This window comes from Soonwooa sp. (assembly GCF_030151385.1).
GTDB lineage: Bacteria > Bacteroidota > Bacteroidia > Flavobacteriales > Weeksellaceae > Soonwooa.
In genome coordinates, this window is record NZ_JASLDS010000062.1 from 1 (window position 1) to 24,017 (window position 24,017).

The following is a 24,017-nucleotide window of genomic DNA, read 5'->3' on the forward strand; positions in this document are numbered from 1 at the left end:
AGGCGGTAAAAATAAAGGCGCTAAACACAGAAAAGATAAACGTAACTGGAGAAGAGAGCAAGACGAACTTCAACAAGAACGTGATGCTCAAGATACAACACTTAAAGTAACAGAATTTATTACTGTTAATGAGTTAGCAAGTTTAATGAATGTTAGCCCAACTGAGGTTATCTCTGCTTGTTTCTCATTAGGTGTTATGGTTACGATGAACCAACGTCTTGAAGCTGATACATTAACATTGGTTGCTGACGAGTTCGGTTATAAAATTGAATTCTCGGATGCTGACTTGGAAGAAAACTTGGAAGAGGAAACGCCTGATGCAGAAGAAGATCTTATCCCAAGAGCACCAATTGTAACAGTAATGGGACACGTTGACCACGGTAAAACTTCATTATTGGATTACATCCGTAAAGCAAACGTTATTGCTGGAGAATCTGGAGGTATTACGCAGCACATCGGTGCTTACAATGTTAAGCTAGAAGGTGGACAACGTATTACATTCTTAGATACACCAGGTCACGAGGCCTTTACAGCGATGAGAGCGCGTGGTGCACAGGTTACCGATATTGTAATTATTGTAATTGCAGCGGATGATGATGTGATGCCACAAACAAAAGAAGCTATTGCTCACGCGCAAGCGGCTGGTGTGCCAATGATTATTGCGCTTAACAAAGTTGATAAACCAAATGCTAATCCAGACAACATTCGTCAACAATTATCAGGTATGAATATCTTGGTAGAAGAATGGGGTGGTAACATCCAGTCTCAAGAGATTTCAGCGAAGTTTGGTAACAACGTAGACGCATTGTTGGAGAAAGTATTATTACAGGCAGAAATGCTTGAGTTAAAAGCAAATCCTAATCGTGCAGCTAATGGTGTTGTTATCGAAGCAGCTCTAGATAAAGGTAGAGGTTATGTTTCTACAATCTTGGTTCAGAATGGTACGCTTAAGGTAGGTGACTATATTCTTGCAGGTAAAAACCATGGTAAGATCAAAGCGATGCTAGATGAAAGAGGTAAGCCTATGCAAGCGGCTGGTCCATCAATTCCAGTAACGATTTTAGGTCTGGATGGTGCGCCAACAGCAGGTGATAAATTCAGAGTTTACGAAGACGAAAAAGAAGCGAAAACGATTGCAACCAAGAGAGAGCAGTTACAAAGAGAGCAAACATTGCGTACTAAGAAGCATCTTACTTTGGATGAAATCGGTAGACGTATTGCACTTGGAGACTTCAAAGAGCTTAACATTATCCTTAAAGGTGACGTGGATGGTTCGGTAGAAGCGCTATCAGATCAGTTGCAACAATTATCGACAGAAGAGATTCAAATTAATATCTTACACTCTGGTGTTGGACAGATCACGGAAAGTGATATTCTATTGGCAGCGGCATCTGATGCTATTGTTATTGGATTCAACGTTAGAGCAAGTGTTAATGCTAAAGATATTGCGGATAAAGAAGAGGTTGAAATCAGAACTTATTCGATTATCTATGCTGCGATTGATGAGGTTAAAGAAGCGATGGAAGGTATGCTTTCGCCAGAAATTAAAGAACAAGTTATTGGTAATGTAGAAATCCGTGAGGTGTTCAAAATTTCTAAAGTTGGTACTATTGCAGGTTGTATGGTATTAACTGGTAAGGTAACTAGAAACTCGAAAATTAGATTGCTTCGTGATGGTATCGTTAAGTTTGATGGAGAGCTAGAAAGCTTGAAACGTTTCAAAGACGATGTTAAAGAAGTAACTAAAGGCTACGAGTGTGGTCTTAACTTAAAAGGTTACAATGATATTGAAGTTGGTGACATCTTAGAAGTTTACGAAGAAGTAGCAGTTAAGAAAAAACTGAAATAGTCAATATTATGCTATAAATAAAAAGCCACTGAGAATTCTCAGTGGCTTTTTTTATTTTTGTAAAACTATGCTTAGCTTTAAGAAAAATGTGTCAAAACTTTAACTTATAAACTATTATTTTTGTACCTAAATGTTAAAGTTTTAAGGAATTTTAAAATTTAATTTGGTGTATTAGGAAAAAATTAACATATTTGTAAACTATAATATCAAATTAGTGTTAATATGAACGTGAAACTACGAGTTTTAAGCGCTGGGGCTATTTTCTTTATGGGAGCCTCAATGCTAGCACAAAAGAAGAAATCAGACACTACTGAAACAAAAATTCAAGAAGTTGTTTTGGTTGGAGGGGTTAAGCTAGATCCCGCTGTTAAGTTAGGATCCTATAGTGTGGTATCTAAGTCTAATTTTGAATCAACACCTGTAGCTTCTGTTGATGAAGTATTGAATGGTCGTGTTGCTGGACTTACATTTTCAACAAGTGGTGGAGATCCAGGGGCTTCTAACATGATTACTATTAGAGGGGTTGGGTCTTTAATTGGGACGCCAAATCCTCTTTATGTGATTGATGGAGTTATTGTTGGTAAGGGGTCAGACAGTTCTCAGGTTATGGAATCATGGAATCCATTGGCAAGTATTGATCCAAATACAATTGAAAAAGTTGCAGTTCTTAAAGATGCTTCCGCTACAGCATTATATGGTGCTAGGGGTGCAAATGGTGTGATTGTAATTACAACCAAAAGAGGTAAGTTTAATCAAAAGACTCGTTTTAACTTTTCCAGTGATTTGTCAGTCCAAAACATTGCTTATGATAAGCAAAAATACATGAATGCTTCTGAGTTTCTACAATGGGGAGGTATGATGTATGTTAATTCTGGTTTAGCTACGGATTTGCAAGATGGTATTTCAAAGTTTTCATTTAATCAAGATTATGATGGACATACAAATGAAAACTGGCAAAAAGCTGTTCAACGAAATAACTCAACTGTAAATACATATAACTTTTCCGCAACAGGAGGGGGAGAAAATACTTCATTTAGAATTGGCGGGTCTTATTATGAAAACGAGCCGTTGGTTCTTAACTCTAAATTTAATCGTATAAGTATTAGTACTGCAATTGATCATAGAATTACGGATAAGTTGAATATCAACTATATAGGAAATTTTACGAATGTTGAAAGAAATACTTATGATGATGGAGGGGCTTATAGAAACCCTTGGTTGACAAACTGGTATATTGCGCCAATCTATCCTGTATACGATAAATTTGGTAATTATAATCAGGAAAATCTTGGTAGAGGAAATGAGAATGCTAACTTTAATCCAGTTGCTATTCAGAATATGGATTTTATGACGGGATCAATTAAGACATTTGTTTCCTCATTAAGTGCAGAATGGCAAGTGGCTAAAGGTTTATATTTGAATTCTTTATATGGGGTTCAATATCAAGCTTTGGATGAGAAGAAATATTGGGATCCTAGGATTGGAGATGGACTAAGTTACGGAGGATATATTTTAGAAAGTAGAACTAGTACTTTTGATTGGAACTGGAATACTTCTCTTAGCTATAGAAAGATTTTTAATGACGTACATGATTTTCAAGTATACTTAGGAACGGAGTATCAAGAGCATAAGTACTATGCTTTTGGGACGCAGGTAGATCATCTATCAAAGCCGATTCCATACATCGCTTTTGCAACCAATTACTTACAACCTTGGGAAGATCGCTTAAAGTGGACACAGATTTCTTATTACTCTAGGTTAAATTATACTTATAATGGAAAGTACAATTTGGCAGGACAGATTAGAAGAGATGGTAACTCTACTTTGGGTAATACGAAGTTCGGAAATTTCTGGTCTGTAGCAGGTTCATGGAGCATTGCAAAAGAATCATTTATACCTGAGTCAATTAATGATTTAACTCTAAGAGCTAACTATGGTGAATTAGGAAATATACCATATGCCGATCAATGGGGGCCTCAGTACAATGCTTATGCATTAGTTTCGCCTACAGGATTATATGCGAATGATGCAGCTACAACTATTGCAACTCCAGGAAATGATTTGTTAAAGTGGGAAGTTTCAAAACAATATAATATAGGATTGGATTTTGGTTTTTTAAATAATAACATTAGTGGTTCCGTTGATGTCTATCAACGTAAAACGACTGATGCTATTTATTCATTAGTTACTGCTGCTACTTCTGGTGGACCAGGATCGTATTTCAAGAATATTGGAACAATATTAAATAAAGGAGTTGAGGCAACAATGACATTTAAACCGTTTAACAAAGAATTTAAATGGATTATCGATGCTAATTTTGCGTACAATCGCAATACTGTTGAGGACCTAATACAACCTTCTTATATTGGATTAGATGGAGGTACAGGTAATAATATGCGTGCTGTTGCACAAGGGCATTTGCTTGCTGAATATTATACATATGCATGGGCTGGGGTTGACAAAGCAACAGGTGCTGGGTTATTCTATACTGATGATACAAGAACAGCAACAACCACTAATCGCCTAGAAGCTAAGAGAGTATGGCAAGGTAAGTCACCATTCCCTAAATATACTGGTGGTATCAAATCTGAGTTTAGATATAAAAATTGGGCTTTGAGTGCATTCTTTACAGGTCAATTTGAGTATTCTGTTCATAATAGATGGCAAGGTTATGTGTTGAGTGATGGTTCTGCTGTTAACAACCAAACGACTGATGCATTATATGATAGTTGGACTCCTGATAATCCTAATGCAACTAATCCTAAACAGCTTCTTAATAACCCTGCAAATGCGTCAGGACCATCTTCAAGATGGATGAGAGATGGAGATCACATTAGACTAAAAGAAGCAAGATTAAGTTATAGTTTTGGAAAAATGTTTAAAGAAGCTGTTGGAATTGATAATCTTACTGTTTATGTAAGGGGTGTTAATTTATGGCTTTACACATTTGATAAAAACCTAACATTTGATCCAGAATCTAACTCTAATGCTGGAGGCAGTGGATGGGTTGGTAAAGGCTTGTATGATTATACATCACCATTAATGAGAAGTATGTCATTCGGAATTTCAGTTGATTTCTAAAAAATTAAAGTACAATGAAAATTAGTAAATTTATAATAAGCGCTTCTGTAGCGATGTTTCTGGTGGTCTCATGTTCTGAGGAGCGCCTTAATGAAAAACCCTTGGATCAATTTCCAATAGAGAATGCAATTTCTGATGAGCAGGATATGAGACAAGTGCTTAATGGGGTTTATGATCAGTACTCAGGTGTTAGTGGATTTGGAGCTAATATTTTGGCATATGGTGATTTAATTTCTGATAACGTTTTTATTTCTAGCACTAATAATGATGCAGCGTATAGAAATGTTGGGTTTTTGAATTGGTCAGCTGATTCAGGAGACTTTAATATGTTAGCTGTCCTTTATAATGGAATTACCTTAGCAAACACAGTTATCAATAATACTTCAGTTGCAGACAGTGATAATGTTCATAATTATAAAGGTGAAGCGATGATTGCAAGAGGCCTAGGCTATTATTATGCAGTTAGCTTCTATTCAGCAAATCCGACATCAAATCTTAATCCAGAGTTAGGTGTTCCACTTAATTTAGGAGCATATAATCCGGATGCGAAGCTACCTAGAGTTTCTATTTCTGAGGTCTATGATCAGATAATTAAAGATTTAACCACTGGAATTAGCCTTATGACTAATGAGGTGCCAAAAGATAAGGGGTATCTTAGTCCAACAGCTGCGAGATTACTACTGTCTAGAGTATATTTAACAAGAGGAAAGGCTGGAGATTATGAAAAATCTCTGCAATATTCTAATGAGGTTATTAACTCAGCAGGAACAAGTACTTTTGATTTTGTGGATAAAGGCAATTATGTTGATTACTTCACCAATCCAGATGTCGGTATCAGTGAAAACCAACCAGAAACGGTATGGGAAATTAATATGAATGCGATGCCAAGTGAGAACCCTGGAGTTAACGAGGCGCTAGCTGTTTTCTACGCAAGTAATGGAGGAAAGCGTCGATTTTTATTCAGAGACAGTTTCTATAAATCATTCGCTGCAACTGATATTAGAAGTAAATTATTCCAAACTTCAGGTGCTCCAAGTGAAGGAGGTACTAACCCAAAAGGTGTTTGGACTAAGAAGTATATTGTTAAGACATCGAAAGGGAATTTTACACAGAATATCAAAGTTTTAAGAATGTCTGAAGCTTATCTAAATAAAATGGAAGCATTGGTTAAATTAGGAAGAAATACAGAAGCTTTAGTTGTTCTAAACAGTTTTGCAACATCAAGAGGTGCGGCTGCCTATAGTACAGCAAGTTTAGAAAATGTATTAACAGAAAGACGAAAAGAGTTTTTTGGTGAAGGTCAACGATACTTCGACTTAAAAAGAAATAATCTTGGGTTTTCTAATGCAACAAATTGCTATGGTACTGTTTGTAGTGTTGAACCTGATAGTAAGTTATTTGTAATCCCTATGCCTCTTCGTGAAATGAATGTTAATCCTAATATGAAACAATATCCAGGATACTAATTATAAGATTTTGGGAATTAGTAATTTTGATAATTCCCAAAATTTAACTTTTCTTTAAAATAATTATTAAAAAATAATCAATACATTTGATTTTAGAACAAATTATAAATTTTAAATATTATGAAAAAATTATTATTTTCTTTAGGAGCTCTTGCTATTGCTAGTGCATCTTTTGCACAATCTAATCCGGGATGGATCGGAATGCAAACACAAGCTCCTGGTTTGCATTATCCGTACGCAATGTCAGTTGTTAATGCTAATACAGTGTTGTTTGTAGATCATGCTTTAACTTCGGCAACAGATTCAAAGAATTATGTGACTAAGACAACTGATGGTGGTACAACATGGACTAATACGCAAATTGCAGGAATTGGGACGGGGACTGTTGGAGATTTTTCTGCAGTAGATGCAAGCACGGCATGGTTAGTGTCTTCAGGATCAGCATCTCAGAATGGTGTATGGAAGACTACCAATGGTGGTACAAGCTGGACTAAACAGACAACAGCTTCTTTTAATACAAGTGGTCAATCTTTTGCTAACATTGTTTATTTTTGGGACGCAAATGAAGGTATTGCTGTAGGTGACCCTGTTAATGGTGTATTCGAAATGTATAAAACTACAAATGGAGGTACTAACTGGGTGAAGGTAGGAACTGCCCCTGCATCCGCTGGCGATTTTGGATATACACATATTAGATTCTTACAAGGTGATAACATTTGGTTAGGGACTGATACTGGTCGTGTTTTATATTCTGCAAATAAGGGAGCAACTTGGAAAGCTTTTCAAACTCCAGCAACAGATTTTGGAGGAGTAACAGTAGAAAATAGTTTTGCTAACCTAGCATTCAAAGATGCAACTAATGGATTAATTCAGACAAACGATAATGGTGTAGTTGGTCTTTGGAAGACTTCTGATAGTGGTGCAAATTGGACAGAATTATTTCCTGATGGTAATTTCTATGGAGAGAATATTGCAGCAGTACCAGGTACAAGTACATATGTAAGTTCAGGACAAGAAGGAGCTTCTTATTCTCTTGATGGTGGTCAGACGTGGGTTGATATGGAATTTCCAGCAGGTGAAGCACCTTACGGAGGAACTATTCAGTTCATTAGCCCAACAGTTGGGTATATGGGAGGTATGAGTCAAGCTACTATTAGTGGTACTCCTGTAAGTGCAATTTACAAATTTAGAGGTCAATTCTTAGCTGTTTCTGATGTTAATGCTTCTAAAGCTAAATTGACGATCGCAAACAACCCAGTTGCTGATAAAGTAGAATTAAAGTCTACTAAAGAAATTGCTACAGCAACAGTAATCGATATGGCTGGTAAAGCTGTTAAGAGAGAAAATGCTGCTACATTCAATGTTTCTAACTTATCAAAAGGAACATACATCATTCAAGTTCAATACAAAGATGGTAGCTACGAAAATACTAAAATGATTAAGAAATAATTAGTCTTTTAAGATATTCTCAAACCACCTAACAAATAGTTAGGTGGTTTTTTCTTTTAGGTATTGCATTGTTAAATATTTGCCTATGTTAAAAAAAATTAACATATTTGCGCCGAGTAAATATTAAATAGTGTTAATATGAATGTAAAATTAAAAGTGTTAACTGTTGGGGTACTGTTTTTTACAGGCCAAGCAGTTTTTGCACAAAAAAAAGCTAAAGATACAGCTTCTACAAAAGAGATTGAAGAGGTTGTTATTGTTGGTTTTGGTCAGAAGAAGACTGTTCAGGAATTAACTGGGTCGGCGAGTGTTATGACATCAAAGGCTATTGAAGATGTTCCTGTTGCTTCGATTGACAAAATGTTACAAGGACGTGTGACTGGGGTACAAGCAGGTAGTTCTTCTGGACAGCCTGGAGGTATGGCGAATGTACGTGTAAGAGGTGTGTCTTCTATTAATGGTGTTACATCACCAATCTACATCGTGGATGGTGTGAGAGTCGCTAATGGAGATTTAACAACTTCGAATACTACAGCTAACATTTTAGCTAACCTTAACCCTGATGACGTAGAATCTATTACTGTGTTGAAAGATGCCGTGTCAACTGCGGTATATGGTGCTGATGCTGGTGCGGGGGTAATTGTTATTACGACTAAGTCTGGTAAAAGAGGTAAGCCAAGATTTAATGTTGGATTTAATACTGGATTCAACCAACAAGCGGTAAGTAGCCATAGAGGTATGACGGGGCAAGAATACAAAGAGTATTTGAGAGACGCTTACAATAATGCTTACAGTAAGGATTTTTCAATTGATCAGATTATTGGTGGTGCGTTTAATGGTATTATTACACCCGCATCTACAAACACTAACTTGGTTAATATTTTAAAGTCGCCATATAGCACAGATTGGGAAGATATTGTTAGAAAGAATGGTTTCCAGTCGAATGCTGACTTTAGTATGAGTGGAGGTACTGATAAGTTTACTTATTATGCATCTGCTAATATGTTTGATCAAAACAGTATCATTAAGAACTCATTCTTTAAAAGACTTTCTTATACTACTAAGTTGACATATCAAGCAACGGATAAACTGAAAATTAGTTCTGATTTCCAGATTTCACACTCTAAGACGAGAACTTTGCCAGATGGTGGTGGTTTTGCTAACCCGATCCTAGCACAGTATTTCAATAGACCAACGGATCCAGCTCGTAATCCTGATGGAACTTGGTATTGGAGTCCATCCACTATGAGGTTGAGTAACAATCAGTTTAACCCTGGTTACTTGCTTGAGCATAACTATAATGAGGCTGGTGCACTTAGAGCTTTTGCTAATCTTAGCTTAGAATACAAAGTGTTACCATTCTTAACATATCGATTTGTATTCTCTCCAGAATATGTTAATGTAGAGGAAAATACTTATTGGAATCCACTTCATGGTGATGGTTATAACTACGGTGGTTATAAGAGAGAATCTGTAAATAGATATTTTAACTACAATGTTCAAAATATTTTAGATTTCTCTAAGAAATTTGGAATGCACAATGTTGGCGCTTCATTGATTCAAGAGGCTTACAAATCTGACAGAAGGTTCTTATCTGCAACAGGTATCACTGTTGGTACGCCAACACTAGAAACTTTACATAATTTTGTAGTTCCTTACGGTTATGATGGTACAAGAACTGTGACTTCTAGAAATGGATATGCAGTAACAGGACATTATGACTATGATAAATTAGTATTAATTGATGCCTCTTATAGAAGAGATATTCTATCTCAATTCTTACCAGGTAAAAAAGCAGGAAACTTCTGGTCGGCTGGTTTAGGAGTTGATTTAGCGAGATTCGATGTTGTTAAAAACATGGACGCTTTCTCAATGTTTAAGTTCAGAGCATCTTATGGTAAATTAGGTAACCAAGTATTGGCTAACCCTTATGCACTTTATGCTTACGATCTCAATTATGATGATAATGCTGCTGCTCAGTATTATAATATTTTGAATCCAAACCTAACATGGGAAACAGTTAATCCTTTCAACGTTGGTTTAGATATTGGATTGTTAAAAGACAGAATCAAAATTTCTGCTGAATACTATAACAAGAAAACAAATGACCTAATCTATAATCTACCATTGTCTCCATCTCAAGGAGGTATCCTTAATGATAATGGAACGCTTAAGCCAGGTTATATGGTTGATAATGTTGGAACATTGGTTAATAAAGGTTTTGAATTCTCTGTTAATGCAGATATTTTCCGTGGAGGAAGAGATCAATTTAACTGGTCTTTAGGAGCTAACCTTTCTACACTTAAAAATGAAATCACTGAATTGTATGGAGGAACTGTAAACACAGGAACTACAACATTAAGAGTTGGTGAGGGTGTACGTACATTCTACCTAAGAAAATGGGCTGGTGTAGATGCTGCAAATGGTGATCCACTTTGGTACATTAATGGTGTTGATGGTGCTACTACTAATGACTATAACAAAGCTCAACAAGCAGTACAAGGTTCTTTCCTAAGTAATGTATTTGGTGGGGCTAACACAAGTATCGCTTACAAAGGCTTCTCATTAGATCTACAATTTACTTATGGATTTGGTGGTAAAATTTATGATGATTGGGCGAACTATTCATTCAGTGATGGACAATATAGTTTGAACTATCCTGGTTATGGAGATGTAATCGGAGATTATTGGACGCCTACTAATACTGGAGCTTCTAATCCAAAACCAATTGCTGGAGGTAATAAGAGATCAAACTCTGCATCAACAAGATTTTTATACGATTCAGATTTCATCAGATTGTCTAATGCAAGATTTGCATATACTTTCAATAATGAATTCTTAAATGGATCAGGATTAAATTCTGTTCAAGTTTATGTAATGGCTAACAATGCATGGACTCACAGATTTGATGATAGATTGAAATTTGACCCAGAAGTAAACGTATCAGGTTATACTAACCTAAGTTTACCAGTATTAAAATCTTTCTTATTTGGTGTTAACCTAAGTTTCTAAAATTTAAAAAATGAATAAAACAATAAAAATAGGTATTTTGTCTCTTGTAGTAGGTCTTGGAGCGGTTTCTTGTTCTGATGACTTTGTAGAGAGAGAATTTTACCAACAAGTTGAGCAAGGGCCTCTTAAAACTGTTAACGAGGTACAAGCTTTCGTAATGGGTGGTTATGCGGCTATGCGTAGTCCATATTATTATGGTGCAGATTTCTTAGCTTATGGAGAGGTTAGATCAGATGAAATGATCAGTAACCTAGCAGGTGGATATTATACAAACGTGTTTAACTACACAATGTTATCAAATGACGCTTATGCAGTTAATACGTACAACAAAATTTATGAATTAGTTGCTAAAGCTAATATCGTAATTAATACAGATGTTAAAACTTTATCTGGATCTGATAATGATAGAGAAGACGCATTGTTCTACCAAGGGCAGGCTTATGGACTTAGAGCAATTGCATTTTTTGATGCATTAAGACTTTATGGACAAAAGTATATCCCGGACGGAACAGGTCTAGGTGTAGTTTTACCTCTTAAGTATGATCCTAAAGCTTTACAACCAAGAGCAACAATTGCTCAAACAGAAGCGCAAATCGAATCGGATTTCGCAAAAGCTCTTGAATTAATGGATGGTGGACAAACAGGTGTTACAGAATTGTCAACTAATGCTCTTAAAGGGATGATGTCAAGATATTACCTTTACAAAGGTGATTACGCTAAAGTAAGATCTTTATCAAATTCTTTAATTGGAAAATATACAGTTGCAGCATCTAATACTTTACAAACATCTTTTAGATTTGTAATGAACGGTGCAGCTCCTAACTCTGTTTTCGAATTAGCTGTTGGTCTTAATGCACCATTGTCAACTGCTTCTTACAGACATAGACTTAATCCTTATGGATATGGTAATATTGTCGTAAATGCTACTACAATGGATTCTTACGCATCTGGAGATACAAGAAAAACTTTAATTACAACTAACGGAGGTCAAAGATATTTATCATTTGGTACAACTGCAGCTGCAAGTGTTGGTAAATATACACAACCACAAGGTGCTGATAACATCAAAATGCTTCGTTATGAGGAAATTTTGTTGAATGCTGTTGAAGCTGAATTGAATGGTGGAGATGCATCAAAGGCACTTACATATTACAACCAAGTGATCACAAACAGAGGTCTAACAGCTGTTACTTCTGTTGATATGCCAACTCTTAAGAAGGAAAGAATGAAAGAACTTCTTGGCGAAGGTGTTCGTCAATGGGATCTTAGAAGATGGGGGGATCCAGTTCCAAGACCTGCAGGTGCAGCAATTGGACAAAATCCTAACCATGCAGCATTCCCAATTCCAAGAACTGAAACGGATATTGCTAATTCTCCAGTTCAACCGAATCCAGGTTACGATAATTCAAAATAATTTTTTTGAAATATTAAATATTATAGCCATCTCAATTGAGGTGGCTATTTTTTTTCGATTATATTTGTATATCAAATTATTTTTATGAAAAAGATATTTTTTGCAATTGTGATGATTGCATCTCAGTTTGCATTTGGACAGGCAGGTAATGATAATGTTTCGTTTTCAACAGGTCATTTTTTTACAAGAGCTAATAGACCATCATCAAAAGATTATGTGATTGATGGCTCTCCATATACTTCGAGTAAAGATTTCTCTAAAGCAATTATTCCAACATATAGTAAAGATGTGCAGCCTCTAAGATATAATGCTTATGAGGACGAAATGGAATTTGCTCAAAATAATGAAACCTACTATGCTAATAAGGAGGAAGGTTTAACAGTTAATTTCCCAGATCTTAAGAAAACTTATGTTTGTCTTAATTATCGTATTGATGACAAAAGTAAATTTGGATATTTGTTACTTCTTCAAAATGGCGAAAAAGCAAAACTATATAAACGCGAAAAAGTAGAGTTATTAAAAGGAGAAAAAAGTCCGAATGCTTACGGAAAAGACGCTAACGATTATTACGCAAAAGAGAAGGATGTTTATATTATCGCTGCTAATGATAGATACTATAGAATTCCCAAGAACATAAAGGATTTTGCCACACTTTCTATCGACAACAAAGAGAAAGTGATGGACTTCGCAAAGTCTAATAAAATCAATCTATCTAAAGAGGAGGATTTAATAAAATTAGTTGAGTTTATTAATCAAAACTAATTCATAAAAAACCTTTATTTTTGTATTTCAAATCTTACGAATGAAATACATTCTTTTAATATTACTTTTCGGTGTTCAGTGTTTGTCGGCACAGATAGTTACTAGCAAAGAGGACACACGCAAAAGTGAAGATACTTTGGTTGTCGTTTCGGGGAAGAAAGATTCTCTCGAAATCTTTAAACCAACTATTAATGATTACTTGTATCAAACGCAATTTTCTCAGAAAAAGGTTTTTGATACAAGTTTTTCTATTTCCCGTTCTTACGGATTCACGCAGTTTAATAACCGTGACAATTTTGGAAAAATTCAGTTTGCAAATATTGGATCAGGATTTCAACCTTTAATTTTCGAAACCAACAAAGAGCAGAACCTTTCCGTTTTGCCCACCAACAAATCTTTTTTTATTCTTGGAGCAGATGATATCAAGTATTACGATGTCAAAACACCGACTGCGACTTTTATTTATCATAACGCGATGAAGAATGGTGCGGCGCTGCAATCCACCTATACGCAGAATATTGGTAAGACTTTTAATTTTGCCATCGAATATATGGGACTTCGCTCGCAAGGACTTTATAGAAATAGTTTGGCAGCGAGTAACAATACTATTTTTTCTGCACATTATTTATCGAGAAATAAAAAATACGAAGCTTTTGCACATTATCTTCATCAGAATGTTAGTAATGAGGAGAATGGAGGTATTGCAGACTTGAGTATCTTCTTAAGTGGCGATTCTCGTTTCAAAAATCGACAAAATCTAGAGACGAATTTGGACGGTGTAACCTCTCGTTTGTATTATCGTCGTTACTATTTTAGCCAAGAGTTTGCACCTTTAGATCCAGAGAAATACCCTTTCAAGTTGCGTCACACACTTTCGCATCAGGGCAATAAATATTATTTTAATCAATCTAGTGCACAAGCCTTTTTCGGAAATAATGTCATTAAGAATTTAAGTTTAAACTCAAAAAAGTATTCAGACAATCTTAGTAATACCTTTAGTTTGGTCTGGGACAAAGAGAATTTTAAGTTGGATGCAGGTGTTCGTCATCAACATATAACTTTTGGTAATCTTTATCCATCAGATTCTTTGGGCATTCCTGGAACTTTAAAGGAAAATAGATTCGGTGCTTTAGGAAATTTACAAATCAAACTTTGGGATCGTTTTCAACTCCAATCCTATTTGGAATTTTCTAATGGTAATACGTTCGGAACCTTTCTTAAAACGACAAATTTAGTTCAGTTCGAACCTATTAAAGATTATTTCGTTGATGCACATTTTAACTTCCAAAGTGCGACGCCTAGTTTCAACAATATTCTTAATACTTCCAATTATGCGAGCTACAATTATTATTTGAGCGATCCCAAAAATCAAAGTGTGACAGAGCTTGGTGCAAAACTTCGCTTAAAGTGGTTTGACTCCAATGTATATGTTAATTTGGTTCGCGTGGATAATTATGCTTATTTCAATAATCAAGGACAATCTTTGCAAGCCAGCGACGCGCTCAATATTACGCAAGTAGGTGGTGAAGCGACTTTGCGATATGGTAAGTTTAATCTTAATGGTCGCGCGCATTTCCAAAATGCAATTTCAGGAAAAGAATATTATCCAATGCCGAGTTTTATTGGTCGCGCTAACTTGTTCTATCAAAGCAAAGCTTTCAAAGATGCAGCAGAAATCCAAGCGGGTGTCAAAGTGTATTACTTCACCAAATTTGCTTCTCGCGATTACTCGCCGATTCTTAACGAATATATGTTGCCGAATGACAAAGCGTACTCCATCGGAGGACAACCAATCGCAGATGCTTATTTTAATCTAAGAGTTAAGCGTATGTTCTTCTACATCGAAGCGCAACATTTTAACACGACATTTTTACAGAACAAATCTTATACAGCGCCATATTTTCCGATTTATGATTTTCGTCTTAACTTAGGAATCGTTTGGTACTTATTTAGCTAATTTCGGTGTGATGAATTTAGACTTTAATCATATCAAAAATATACCCCAACTCATCAAAGATTTTCTAAATGATGATTTGGGTTTTGCAGGAGACAAAATCTTTAAGCTTGACAATGTTTCAAAACAAATTGAACTTAAAGAAAAGTCTTTTCCAAAGCAACATCGCGAGGTTTTGCATGCAAGTTTTACAAAGCAATTGCAAGCTTTAAAGTTAACAGAATCGCAATCGAAAAATATCGAACTTTTAAAAGATTCAGATACCTTTACGGTGACAACAGGACACCAACTTAACCTTTTTACGGGTCCCGTTTTTTTCGTTTATAAAATTTTGCAAACCATAAAGACGGCAAGTTTTTTAAAGGAAAAATTTCCAACTAAAAATTTCGTTCCGATTTTTTGGATGGCTACTGAAGACCATGATTTTGATGAGATTGACCATTTCAAAACCGAAAATCATTTTTACCAAATCAAAGGCAAGCAAGGTGGTGCTGTTGGACGTATAAAAGTTGAAGATCAGTTTTTTATTTCGGAATTCGAAAGAGAGTTTAAAGATCATGTTTATGGGACGGAGCTTATTTTGATGATGAAAGAAGCTTACAAACTCGGAAATACTTTAACAGAAGCGACTCGAAGTCTGGTACAAAACCTTTTTGCAGATTACGGCTTGCTAATGTTGGATGGCGATGATAGAGATCTTAAAAAGTTGATGATTCCGACTTTTAAGAAAGAATTGTTAAACGAACAACTTTATAAAACAACATCGGAGAAAAGAAATCTTCTCGAGCAGAACTACCATAAAGTCCAAGTTAATCCAAGAGAAATTAATCTTTTCTATTTGACGGAAACCCGCAATCGTATTGAGAAAAGTGCTGATGTTTACAAAGTTTTGGATACAGAAGTAAGTTTTTCTGAAACTGAAATTCTTAACGAGTTAGAAAACTTCCCCGAAAGATTTAGTCCAAATGCGGTACTTCGCCCTGCTTATCAGGAAAGTATATTGCCAAACCTAGCTTATATCGGTGGAAATGCCGAAATTATGTATTGGTTAGAACTTCCAGATTTTTTTGAATCAATTGAGCTTCCGTTTCCTATTTTAATTCCGAGAAATTCTTTATTGTTTTTGAATGAAAAAACGTTTAAGAAAATTGAAAAATTAAATCTTAGCATCACAGAATTTTTTGAAGATTTTTCTGTTATTGTTAAAAAGCATTTGGTGGAGAACCATCCTTTGCATGAGCTTTTAATTAAACAAGAAGAAGCCTTGAAAAATCATTTTTCTATTTTAAAAAACGAAGCTGGCTCTACCGATATTAGTTTTAAAAATTTAGTTGAAGCCGAAGAAACGCGACAGTTAAAGTCTTTTGACAAGATGCAAAAACGCCTTTTGCGTGCTGAAAAAATAAAACAAGCCGAGTTGATGAGTCGCTATGAAGAGCTTTTCCTAAAGGTTCATCCTGGTGGAATTTGGCAGGAAAGACAATTTAATTTTTCTGTTTTTTATGCAGATGCAGGTAGAGATTGGCTGAAATTTTGTTACCAACTAATGAATGTCGAAAAATCAGAATTGATCATTTCCCATTTAATTTGAAAGCCTTATTTTTGTAGATATAATTTTCCAGATGATTAAGAAATTCTTTGTTTTATCAGCGTTAGCAACAGTTTTAACAGCAAGTGCACAAACAACTCACAAGGTTGAACCCAAAGAAACGCCTTATGGGATTGCCAAAAAGTATGGATTAACTGTAGCCGAATTGTACCAACTAAACCCTCAGGTTAAAGATGGCGCACTTGGCATTGGCGATGTGCTAAAGGTTTCGAAATCTGGAAAAGTGACAACTACGACAACGACGCCAAAAGCGACAACTACAACAACGACTTCGCACACGGGGACGATTGTTCTACAACCAAAACAAACGATTTATGGTATTACAAAACAATATCATATTTCGGAAGCGGATTTACGTAAGCTTAATCCCGATTTAGATGCTAACATGAAAATCGGTGATCAGGTTGTTCTTCCTTTAGAAAATATTAAAAAGTATGCGGACGGCGCTGTGACAGCTAGTACGACAACAACGACGACGACTACAACGCAGCCGACGAAGTCTAATGCAGATTCTGGCGATTTCTACACCGTTAAAGAAAAAGATAATTATTATAAAATTTCTAGACAGTTTAACATTACTCAAAAGGAATTATTTGCCATTAATCCTGGTCTTGAAGAAAAAGGTCTTAAAACTGGTGAGCAAATTAGAGTAAGTGGTGGAACTAGTGTTATGCCAACCCAAGTTATCGAGCCAAAAGCGACTAATACAACTACTTCGACGCCAACAACTTCGACCAATACAAGTAGTAATAATCAATCGACGAGCAATTCTGACGATTATATTACCTACACTGTCAAAAGTGGTGACACCGTTTTCGGAATTACCAACAGATTTAATGTAGATTTGGGCGAGTTATTGGAGCTTAACCCAGATTTGGTTAATGGTCTAAAAGCTGGAATGGTCTTGAAAATTAAAAAGCTTGACCCAATGTACAGCAAAAAAAATGGTGATGCACTCAATGTTGTGATGATGTTGCCATTTGGTTTTGATGCTAATGATAGCAAATACAGAACGATGGCTTTGGACTTTATGACAGGTGCTAAATTGGCAATCGAACGTAATGTTGCTAGCGGAATGAAGCTCGATATCAAAGTAATTGATGCTGGTAACGAGAATACATTTAAAAATAGTGTATCTCAAATTAATAAAGACAATACAGATTTAATTATTGGTCCATTTTTTAAAACCAGTGTTTTAGAAGTTTTGGATTTTGTTAAAAATAAAAATATTCCAGTAGTTGCACCTTTTGCTAACTCGGAAGATTTATACGGTTACAGCAATTTGATTATTGTTGAAACCAACCAAGATGTCTATGTTGACAGAATGGTAAAAGAGGTTGGACAAGTCTATTCGGATCAGAAGATTTATGTGGTTGCTGATGCTTCTAAAGCCAATGCAAATGCCATCAAAACTGGTCTAGAAAAAGCTTTGAAGAAGCCAGAGGTTATTATTGTTAATTCTGCAAACGACATCAAAACAGACCAAAATATGATGACTGGACAATCGGCGCCGGTTATTGCAGTTTTGGCTAATGACGATGATGCTGCAGGAACTGCTTTTGCCAACAAAATGATTGCGCTATCCAAAGAAGCACAAGGCAACAAAGCTTTTAGTATGTATTATAATCCAATTTTCGAAAAGAAAGTTGACGATTTGTCTAATGTGAGTTTGGTTTATTTGATGGATAAAAAAATCAATACGGACGGCTCTTTTGAAAAAGGGGTTTTGAGCGATTACAAAAAGAAATATTGCAAAACACCAGGTCGATATGCAATTGCAGGATTCGATGTGGTTAATGATATGTTGTCTAGAGAAAATAAAAAAGGCGAAATTTTTAAACAAATTAATAAATCGCAAACACAACTAGCAACAAAGTTCGAATTTAGTAGAACAAAACCAAACGGTGCATACATCAACACAGGTTACAGAGTGGTGAGATTGGTACCTTAACAAGAAAATATAGGAAAGAGTTTAGATATATGAAAGCACTTGTATTCCCTGGTCAAGGGTCTCAATATGTAGGAATGGGTAAAGAGCTGTATGATGCCCGCAGAGATATCAAAGATTTGATGGATTCTGCAAATGAGATTCTTGGTTTCGACATTCTTAACATCATGTTCGCAGGAACGGATGAGGATCTGAAAAAAACAAAAGTAACACAACCTGCTATTTTTATTCATTCTGTGGCTGGTGTTAAAGCGGCAGATGCTTTAGGAGCGCAGATGGTTGCAGGACATTCACTAGGTGAGTTTTCGGCTTTGGTTGCTAACGGTGTTCTATCTTTTGAAGATGGACTAAAGTTGGTGGCAGCTAGAGCAGACGCAATGCAGGAGGCTTGTGATATCAATCCAAGTTCTATGGCTGCTATTCTTGGTCTAGAAGATAAAGTTGTTGAAGATATTTGTCAATCGATTGATGGTATCGTTGTTCCCGCAAATTACAACTGTCCTGGACAATTGGTAATTTCTGGTGAAACGGCAGCAGTTGAAGCGGCTTGTGTTGCACTAAAAGAAGCTGGTGCCAAAAGAGCTTTGTTGTTACCTGTTAATGGCGCGTTCCATTCTCCTTTGATGCAACCTGCACAGGAAAGATTGGCAGCAGCTATTGAAAAAACAAAATTCAGAAAAGCGACGATTCCTGTTTACCAAAACATTACAACCACGGCTGTATCTGACCCAGTAGAGATTCAGAAAAATCTTATTGCACAATTGACAGGTCCTGTTAAATGGACACAAAGTGTGCAAAATATGATTAAAGATGGTGCTGAAATGTTTATCGAAGTAGGACCAGGAAAGACTTTACAAGGTCTTATCAAAAAAATTAACCCAGAAGTTTTCGTATCTTCTGCATTATAATTTAATAATATGAGTCAAATTTTTTCTCGAGGGAAATTATTGCTCACTTCAGAATACGTCGTGTTAGACGGCGCCGAAGCTCTTGCTGTACCAACCAATTGGGGGCAAGAGTTTTTTTTTGGAGAGCAACAAGAGTCCGATCATCAAATTATTTGGACGGGTAAACATCAAGGACAGATTTGGTTAACGGCTAAGATCGATTATAAATCTTGGCAAGTTTTAGAAACTAACAATCCTGAGGCTGCAGAATTTGTTTTAAAAACATTAAAAAATTGTCAGCTGCTTGGCTCAACAAAATTTGATGGCAATCACAATCTTGAAATCACATCTGATCTGCAATTTCCGAGCAATTATGGTTTGGGAAGTAGCTCGACTTTGATGGCTTCTTTGGCAAAATGGGCTGGTGTGGATGCTTTTGCTTTAAACGAAAAATCTTTGGGAGGCAGCGGTTACGATGTTGCTGTGGCGCAAGCCAATCATTCGATTTTGTTTAAAATAGAAAATAATCTGCCAAGCTATAGAGAAGTTGACTTCCAACCCAATTTTTTGGAAGATTTGGTGTTTGTTCATCTTAACAAAAAGCAGGATAGTAGGGATGGCATAAGACTTTATCGTTCTAAAGAAAAATCCGTACATTTAGTCGCGAAGTTTAATCACATTACACATCAAGTTTTAGAGGCAAGGCTACTTTCAGAGTTTTCTGATTTGATGCTGGAACACGAAAATCTACTCTCGGAATTTTTAGGTTTAGAAACTACGAAAAAACGATTTTTTGAGGACTGCCCTAGTTTTATCAAGTCTTTGGGGGCTTGGGGAGGCGATTTTGTGCTAACTTCACAATTTGAAGATTACGAAAAATACTTTTCCAAAAAAGGTTTCGAAACAATAATACCTTGGAAAACAATGGTATATTCGTAATATTTAATTAATTTTTTTGAAAACTGACGATTGTCATTTTATTTATTTTAAAAATCTTATTTTAAGGTTTTAAATTTGCAACAGGTCAAAATAATATAGTAAAAATTATGGAACACATCAAACGCTACCTAGAGCGTAATGGTATCACAACTGACGCAGAGATACTTTACAATCCTTCTTACGAAACAATTTTCCAAGAAGAAATGAATCCTAAAAATGAGGGATTTGCTAAAGGAACTTTAACTACAACTGGCGCTGTATCTGTGCAAACAGGTATTTTTACAGGAAGATCGCCTAAAGATCGTTACATCGTAAAAGATGCTGCTACAGAAAATACAATCTGGTGGGATGGTAACATCAACAAGCCAACAACTACAGCGATTTTTGACGAATTACTAGGTCTTGTACAAAAAGATATGTCTGGAAGCAAATTGTATGTTGTTGATACATTTTGTGGAACTAACCCTGATACACGTCTTAAAGTTAGATTCGTAACTAAAGTAGCTTGGCAAGCGCATTTTGTGATGAATATGTTCATCCGTCCTTCTCATTATGAGTTAGACCAATACGGAGAGCCAGATTTCTTGGTAATCAACTCAGCTGAGACAGTTAACCCGAACTGGAAAGATCATGGTCTTAACTCTGAGGTTTTCGTAATGTTCGATTTAACTAAGAAAATGCAAATTATCGGTGGTACTTGGTACGGTGGTGAAATGAAGAAAGGTATGTTCTCTATGATGAACTACTACTTGCCGCTTAAAGGTATGGCTTCTATGCACTGTTCTGCTAACGTTGGCGAAGCTGGCGATGTTGCTGTATTCTTTGGACTTTCAGGTACTGGTAAAACAACACTTTCTGCAGATCCTAAGCGTTACCTAATTGGTGATGATGAGCACGGATGGGATAACAATGGTGTATTCAACTACGAGGGTGGTTGTTATGCGAAAGTTATCGACCTTTCTGCTGAAAAAGAACCAGATATCTATGGCGCTATCAGAAGAGATGCTTTGTTAGAAAACGTTGTTGTTAAAGATAATGGAGAAGTTGACTTTGCTGACGGATCTGTTACTGAAAACACGAGAGTTTCTTACCCAATCTATCATATCAACAAAATCGTTTTACCTTCAAAAGCTGGTCACGCGAAAAAGATTATCTATCTTTCTGCTGATGCTTTCGGTGTATTGCCTCCAGTATCTATCTTAACAGATGATCAAGCACAATACCACTTCCTTTGCGGTTATACTTCAAAACTTGCAGGAACTGAAAGAGGTATTACTGAGCCTACACCATCTTTCTCTCCAGCATTTGGTGAGGCATTCTTATCACTACACCCAACAATGTATTCTCATACATTAATTGGTAAAATGAAAGAACACGGTGCTAAAGCTTATTTAGTTAACACTGGATGGAATGGTACAGGTAAGAGAATTTCTCTTAAAGATACTAGAGCGATTATCGATGCAATTATCGATGGTTCTATCGACAAAGCAGAAACTAAAACTGTTCCTGTAATGAATCTAGAATTCCCTACAGCATTACCAAATGTTTCTGAAGGAATCCTTGATCCTCGTGACACTTATGCTAGCGCAGCAGAGTGGGAAGCTAAAGCTAAAGAATTGGCTGCTAAATACATCAAGAATTTTGAACAATATACAGATAACGACGACGCTAAAGCATTAATCGCTAGCGGACCTCAAATCTAATATTGAAGTTCTTTTAGATAAATGAAAGCCTCGCATTTGCGAGGCTTTCTTATTTTGTCGTTAATATGTTTTGAAGAAATTTCTTTGGGAATCAAATGCGATGTCATCCAAGTTGATGTCCTCTTTTTTAATCCAAATAAAATCCGAGACTTCATGTTCTTCTAATTCTGGAACAAATTTTTCCGAGACTTCATATTCATAAAACAAATCCAAAGTGTTGTAGTCAATTTCTTTGTAGCGATAGACGTTTGGCGCACTTGTGAGATATCTTAATTTAGAAATATCGATGTCAATATTTAACTCTTCTTTTAGCTCACGTCGGCAAGTTTCTTCTGCGGATTCTTTTGGGTCAACAAAACCACCACTGAGGTCCATTTTTCCAATTGCTGGGTTTTGATTTCTCTTGGTTAAAAAGATTTCTTCTCCACAACGAATGACAACTGCCACAGCACCTGCGCAATTGTGATACATTACATAATCGCATTGCCCACAACTCCATTTTTTTTCGCCATCCCATTTTAGAAATTTGTTGCCACATTTCGGACAATATTGTAACTGATTCATATTTGTTTTTAAGCTTGATTTCGTGGGTGATAATTCAAGATGACGTCACGTAGTTCTTCAGTTTTCAGATGCGTGTAGATTTCTGTTGTTGTGATGCTGCTGTGTCCCAACATTTCTTGGATAAAGCGCAAGTCAGCACCATTTTGAAGTAAGTGTGTCGCAAAAGAATGTCTGAAAGTGTGTGGCGAAATGTTTTTGCTAATGCCAGCTCTCTCAGTCAATTCTTTAATAATGATGAATACGATAACACGCGACATATTAGAACCTCTCGAATTTAGGAACAAAATGTCTTCGTATTTTTTATTGATTTTTCCTTTTGCACGGATTTCTTTAATGTAATCTTGTAAGATTTTTGAAGTGTAATCGGCTAACGGTACCAATCTTATTTTGTCTCCTTTACCTTGAACTTTCAAATAATGTTCTTTAAAATTGATGTTAGAGATTTTTAAGTCAATAAGTTCCGAAACGCGCAATCCACAAGCATAAAGAACTTCTAAGATGCATCTATTGCGTTGTCCAAGTTCTGTCGTTAGGTCAATGCACTTGATGATCTTTTCAATATCCTCCGTGCTCAATGTGTCAGGAAGATAAAGACCTAGTTTTGGACCTTCCAAAAGCGTTGCGGGATTGTCTTCACGAAGTTCGTCTTCAACCATATATTTGAAGAATGCTTTTATTGAGGAAATCCAACGCGCTTGCGAGCGTTCGCTAATTTTCTTTTTAGAAAGTTGATAAATGAATTCTTGTAGATTTTCAAAGCTGATATCAAGAGGAGAAATGCCATCTAGTTCTGTGTTAGCATATTCTTGAAGCTTTTTAATGTCTCTTACATACGCGTCAAGCGTGTTATCAGAGAAGTTCTTTTCAAATTTTAAATAATTTGAAAAGTCTGTTGTTTTTTCGGACCAGTTCATCGTTTGTGTTTTTAATTGTGTTTTAGTTTTTACTTTAGTTCATAAAGATTTTCTTCACTTATTTTTAAAATTTCTATTCCTGCACTCTTTAAAAAATCCAATCCAGAATCATCTGAATAATCATTGACATAGACAACCTTGCTAATGCCAGACTGCAATATCAGTTTGCTACATTCTTTACAAGGCGACATTGTAAGGTACAAGGTTGCGCCTTTGGCAGATTGCGTGCTCGATGACATCTTTAGAATTGCGTTGGCTTCGGCATGCAGCACATACCAATGTGTTTTTCCAGATGCGTCTTCGCAATTATTTTCGAATCCCGATGGTGTACCATTGTAACCATCGGAGATAATCATTCTGTCTTTTACAATCAATGCGCCTACTTGTTTTCTGCGACAGTAGGAAAGGTTTGCCCATTCCAAAGCCATCTTGAGGTAAGCGACATCAAATTTGTTAAAATCCATGT

Annotated in this window: 16 protein-coding genes; 13 read left to right on the forward strand and 3 right to left on the reverse strand. The window is 36.0% G+C overall.

The window, feature by feature from the left end:
• The 13 genes from infB to pckA form a co-directional block, all read left to right on the forward strand.
• Positions 1-1,849: translation initiation factor IF-2 (gene infB / locus Q1V95_RS12150; RefSeq protein ID WP_300674322.1), on the forward strand; the 1,849-nt coding region annotated here is incomplete at its 5' end.
• Between the two features lie 279 nt (positions 1,850-2,128).
• Entirely contained in the window at positions 2,129-4,930 is a 2,802-nt protein-coding gene (locus Q1V95_RS12155) for a SusC/RagA family TonB-linked outer membrane protein (protein WP_300674428.1), read from the forward strand.
• Between the two features lie 53 nt (positions 4,931-4,983).
• Positions 4,984-6,396: a RagB/SusD family nutrient uptake outer membrane protein gene (locus Q1V95_RS12160; RefSeq protein WP_300674324.1), complete on the forward strand. Its 1,413-nt coding sequence runs from the start codon at positions 4,984-4,986 to the stop codon at positions 6,394-6,396.
• A 120-nt stretch (positions 6,397-6,516) separates the two neighbouring features.
• Positions 6,517-7,845, forward strand: coding sequence for a T9SS type A sorting domain-containing protein (locus Q1V95_RS12165; protein WP_300674327.1), 1,329 nt, complete (start codon positions 6,517-6,519; stop codon positions 7,843-7,845).
• 138 nt (positions 7,846-7,983) lie between these two features.
• Positions 7,984-10,857, forward strand: a complete 2,874-nt coding sequence (locus Q1V95_RS12170; RefSeq protein ID WP_300674330.1) for a SusC/RagA family TonB-linked outer membrane protein — start codon at positions 7,984-7,986, stop codon at positions 10,855-10,857.
• Positions 10,858-10,867: 10 nt separating this feature from the next.
• The gene (locus tag Q1V95_RS12175) at positions 10,868-12,271 is read left to right on the forward strand and encodes a RagB/SusD family nutrient uptake outer membrane protein (RefSeq protein ID WP_300674332.1); all 1,404 of its coding nucleotides are present in this window, start codon (positions 10,868-10,870) and stop codon (positions 12,269-12,271) included.
• Between the two features lie 84 nt (positions 12,272-12,355).
• Positions 12,356-13,033 (forward strand): hypothetical protein, encoded by a 678-nt coding sequence (locus Q1V95_RS12180; protein WP_300674333.1) that lies wholly within the window; start codon positions 12,356-12,358, stop codon positions 13,031-13,033.
• A gap of 40 nt (positions 13,034-13,073) precedes the next feature.
• Complete coding sequence (locus tag Q1V95_RS12185) at positions 13,074-14,990, forward strand: putative porin (RefSeq protein ID WP_300674337.1); 1,917 nt, start codon at positions 13,074-13,076, stop codon at positions 14,988-14,990.
• Positions 14,991-15,000: 10 nt separating this feature from the next.
• Positions 15,001-16,578 carry a bacillithiol biosynthesis cysteine-adding enzyme BshC gene (gene bshC, locus Q1V95_RS12190; protein WP_300674339.1) on the forward strand — a complete coding sequence of 526 codons (1,578 nt, stop codon included), beginning with the start codon at positions 15,001-15,003 and terminating at the stop codon, positions 16,576-16,578.
• Between the two features lie 31 nt (positions 16,579-16,609).
• Complete coding sequence (locus tag Q1V95_RS12195) at positions 16,610-18,547, forward strand: LysM peptidoglycan-binding domain-containing protein (protein WP_300674342.1); 1,938 nt, start codon at positions 16,610-16,612, stop codon at positions 18,545-18,547.
• Between the two features lie 29 nt (positions 18,548-18,576).
• Positions 18,577-19,452: an ACP S-malonyltransferase gene (fabD, locus tag Q1V95_RS12200; protein WP_300674344.1), complete on the forward strand. Its 876-nt coding sequence runs from the start codon at positions 18,577-18,579 to the stop codon at positions 19,450-19,452.
• Between the two features lie 9 nt (positions 19,453-19,461).
• A complete protein-coding gene (locus Q1V95_RS12205; RefSeq protein ID WP_300674347.1) occupies positions 19,462-20,370 on the forward strand; it encodes a GYDIA family GHMP kinase in 909 nt (302 codons plus the stop codon).
• Between the two features lie 107 nt (positions 20,371-20,477).
• Positions 20,478-22,073: a phosphoenolpyruvate carboxykinase (ATP) gene (pckA, locus tag Q1V95_RS12210; protein ID WP_300674350.1), complete on the forward strand. Its 1,596-nt coding sequence runs from the start codon at positions 20,478-20,480 to the stop codon at positions 22,071-22,073.
• Between the two features lie 60 nt (positions 22,074-22,133).
• Here pckA and Q1V95_RS12215 read toward each other — a convergent pair whose 3' ends face one another.
• The 3 genes from Q1V95_RS12215 to Q1V95_RS12225 are packed head-to-tail and all read right to left on the reverse strand — an operon-like array spanning position 22,134 to position 24,015.
• The gene (locus tag Q1V95_RS12215; protein WP_300674352.1) at positions 22,134-22,637 is read right to left on the reverse strand and encodes an NUDIX domain-containing protein; all 504 of its coding nucleotides are present in this window, start codon (positions 22,635-22,637) and stop codon (positions 22,134-22,136) included.
• 8 nt (positions 22,638-22,645) lie between these two features.
• The gene (gene xerD / locus Q1V95_RS12220) at positions 22,646-23,551 is read right to left on the reverse strand and encodes a site-specific tyrosine recombinase XerD (RefSeq protein WP_300674354.1); all 906 of its coding nucleotides are present in this window, start codon (positions 23,549-23,551) and stop codon (positions 22,646-22,648) included.
• 29 nt (positions 23,552-23,580) lie between these two features.
• Complete coding sequence (locus tag Q1V95_RS12225) at positions 23,581-24,015, reverse strand: dCMP deaminase family protein (protein ID WP_300674356.1); 435 nt, start codon at positions 24,013-24,015, stop codon at positions 23,581-23,583.
• Positions 24,016-24,017 lie beyond the last annotated feature (2 nt).